The sequence below is a fragment of the Mycobacterium sp. genome, assembly GCF_049585075.1.
Classification (GTDB): Bacteria; Actinomycetota; Actinomycetes; order Mycobacteriales; family Mycobacteriaceae; genus Mycobacterium.
Genome location: NZ_JBAUZA010000065.1, coordinates 1 through 2,867, shown reverse-complemented (window position 1 = coordinate 2,867; position 2,867 = coordinate 1). Strand labels below are relative to the sequence as shown.

3 protein-coding genes are annotated in these 2,867 nt (G+C 65.5%); all 3 read right to left on the bottom strand.

Translation table 11 applies throughout. The features are described 5' to 3' along the window. On the bottom strand, positions 1-364 hold a 364-nt coding region (locus WB785_RS03090; protein ID WP_424077230.1), incomplete at its 3' end, for a dihydropteroate synthase. A gap of 285 nt (positions 365-649) precedes the next feature. Next, positions 650-2,431, bottom strand: a complete 1,782-nt coding sequence (gene fadD6, locus WB785_RS03085) for a long-chain-acyl-CoA synthetase FadD6 (RefSeq protein WP_424077229.1) — start codon at positions 2,429-2,431, stop codon at positions 650-652. 65 nt (positions 2,432-2,496) lie between these two features. Continuing rightward, positions 2,497-2,867, bottom strand: a 371-nt coding sequence (locus WB785_RS03080; RefSeq protein ID WP_424077228.1) for a TIGR00730 family Rossman fold protein, incomplete at its 5' end; no start/stop codon positions are given.

Below are 2,867 nucleotides of genomic sequence, written 5' to 3'. Positions count from 1 at the left end.
AGCACACCAGCCCGGCTCCGAATTCCGCGGCCACCTCGGGCATCGCTGGATCGACACCACCCCAGGTGTCGTTGATCAGGTCCGCGCCCGCCCCGCAGGCCTGCCGGGCAACCTCGGCGCGCCACGTGTCGATGCTGATCAGTTGGTCGGGGTAGCTATCGCGCAGCCACTCGACGAACGGCACTACCCGGGCTATTTCGGTTTCGGTGTCGATGTTCTCTCCCGGGCCCGCCTTGACGCCGCCCACGTCGACGACGTCAGCACCCTCGGCGATGACGCGATGCGCGGCGTCGCGGGCCGCGGCGTCGCCGAAGGTGGCACCGCGGTCGTAAAACGAATCCGGTGTGCGGTTGACGATCGCCATGATCAGCGGGCGGTCGCTCGTTACTCGGCGACCGCACAGGGTGGAGTGCACCCGTCTATGGTGCCCGTCGTCGGCGCCGCCCGAGCGATGAGGGCCTCGCTGAACCTCACGAGACTCAATGGCCTCTTCAGGCGCTGAGTCAGGGGGCACCCTCTTTTTCATTTCGAGGCGCGGACGATATCACCGCCTTGGTGATATCGCATATGCATCACTATTGAGAAAGGAGTGCCGCCCATCTGACGGTACTGCTGTGGCTATTGATGACGGAGCGACCGGCGTGCGTCGTTAGCCCTGCGGACGCTTACCCGCCGCGACCTCGTCCGGATATTCGTCGTAGAACGGCACATAACCCTCGTCGCGGCCGGCCAACACGTATAGCGGGTCCTCGATATCGGGACCGTAACCCTGCTCGCGCAGATCCACCTTGCGGCTCTTGAACGTGGTGGTGTGCTCCATCGACTCGACCACTCGTATGAACAGCGGCAGTGCGTATCCCGGCAGCTGGTCGTAAACGGTGTGGGCAACGGCCTTCCCGTCGAACTCGACGCCGTCGCGGAGCTTGACCGCGGCCATCCCGGCGCGCCCGCCGGTGCGGGGAATCTCCACACCGAACACAGCACTCTCCTCGACGGACTTGTCGGCTGCCAGCGCGCGTTCCACTTGCGTCGTCGCGACGTTCTCGCCCTTCCAGCGGAATGTGTCGCCGAGCCGGTCGACAAACGCGGCATGGCGCATGCCCTGCGGGCTCATCACATCGCCGGTGTTGAACCAGCAGTCGCCCTCACGAAAGGCGTTGCGCACCAGCTTCTTTTCACTCGCGCTGGGATCGGTGTAACCGTCAAACGGCTGCAGCCGATTCACCGGGCTGAGCAACAGACCCGGCTCGCCGGCGGGCACCCGCTGCACCCGGCCATCCTCGCCGCGCAGCGGCTCGCCGGTGTCGGGGTCGTACTGCACGTAGGCCAGCGGCATCGGCGCAATGCCCGTCGACCGGGGCACATTGAAGATGTTGATGAACGCGGTGTTGCCCTCACTGGCCGCATAGAACTCGCACACCCGCTCGATGCCGAACCGGGCGGTGAACTCGTCCCAGATCTCAGGACGCAACCCGTTGCCGGCGATCACCCGCACCTTGTGGGCGCGATCGGTCGGTTTGGCCGGCTGGTTGAGCAGATAGCGGCACACCTCGCCGATATAGATGAACGCCGTTGCGTCGCTGGCGATCACCTCGTCCCAAAACCGCGACGCCGAAAAGGACTTGCCCAAGGCCAGGGTTGCCCCCGAGTTGATCACCGATCCGACCGCGACCGTCAGCGCGTTGTTGTGGTACAGCGGCAGGCAGCTGTACAACGTGTCGGAACCCCTCAGCCGCAAACCCAGCCCGCCGAACGCCGCCAAAGCGGACAACCACCGACGATGCGTCATCACGCTGGCCTTGGGATGGCCCGTGGTGCCCGAGGTGAAGATGTAGAACGCGGTGTCCTTGGCCAGCACCGCCGATGCCGACGCCGGGTTGGTGGTGGGCGCGGTGGCTGCCAGGCGCTCCATCTCCTCGATCGTCGTCGGCGCTATGCCGGCGCCGCCGCATTCGTCGACCGCGTCGATCAGGTCGGATTCGATGACGAGTACTTTCGCGTCGAGCAAGCCCAGGCTGTGTGCCAGCACCTCGCCGCGCTGGTGGTAGTTGAGCATCCCCGCGATCGCGCCGCATTTGACCACGGCCAGCATCATCAGCACCGCATTGGGCGAGTTCCGCAGCATGACCCCGACGACATCGCCGTGACCGACACCACGCGCCGCCAGCGCCGCGGCATAGCGGTTGGCGGTCGCATTGGCCTCGCGGTAGGTCAGTTGCTGCTCGCCGAACCGGAGGAACACCCGGTCGCCGAACCGGGCGGCGCGTTCCTGGAACACTTTGCCGATCGACGTCTTGGAGGTCGGCCGAGCCAGCAGCCCAGTGAGCACGCCGCGGATCATCACCGGAACATCGGCTAACACCCCGGGCACCCGGGTGGCGATATCGACCAACCCGACCGATGAGCGGGTACCGGAGTCGTGTTCAGACACTGTTATCCCTCACTTTGCTGAACCGCTGTATGCGCGGCCAGCCTAATCCGTAACGGCTCACTAACTCATTCGGGTGCGCAGGCGGCGAGTGCGGCACTCACCTCGTCGACAACCACCAGCCGGTCCAATGCGGCTTGCGAGACGTATCCGCTGTCGACCAGTCCGTGGAGCCATGCGCGCAACCCATCGAAATGTCCGGCCGGGTCGAGCATCACGACCGGCTTGGTGTGCATACCGAGATACCCGCCGGTCCAGGCCTCAAACAGCTCCTCAAGCGTGCCGATGCCGCCCGGCAATGCAATGAACGCATCGGCGCGGTCTTCCATGATCTGTTTGCGCTCCCGCATCGTGTCGGTCACGATCAGCTCGTCGGCGTCGGTGTCGGCGACTTCGCGGCGCAGCAGCATCTTGGGGATGACGCCGACGGTCCAGGCGC